1 protein-coding gene is annotated in these 327 nt (G+C 41.9%); it reads right to left on the reverse strand.

The window, feature by feature from the left end:
* On the reverse strand, positions 1-327 hold a 327-nt coding region (locus BCU12_RS11470; RefSeq protein ID WP_198599319.1), incomplete at both ends, for a cell division protein FtsQ/DivIB.

Consider the following 327-nt stretch of genomic DNA (forward strand, 5'->3'; position numbering starts at 1 on the left):
TCTTGTTCTAAATCCGGTTCAGGGAACCAACCAACGGCAGCTCCAGTATCATATCTAAGGTCGATGTAACTGACGCGCTCAGCATCACTGCCTAAGTTTTCGTACAGTGAAATAAACCGTGCAATACGTTCATCCAATGATTCTTTGCCCAACTCTAAACGCATACCATTATCTAGAATTATTTGCCAAGCTCTGCGCTCATTCAAAACTAATGATCGAATATTTAGATCTAGAGCTTGAAATAGTGGCGAAATTTCTCGCCAAATAGCCAAAACATGCTGGTTGCTATCAAGCGGCCCATAGAGCTTAACTCTATCACCTCTTAAC

The organism is Vibrio sp. 10N.261.55.A7 (assembly GCF_002877365.1).
GTDB lineage: Bacteria > Pseudomonadota > Gammaproteobacteria > Enterobacterales > Vibrionaceae > Vibrio.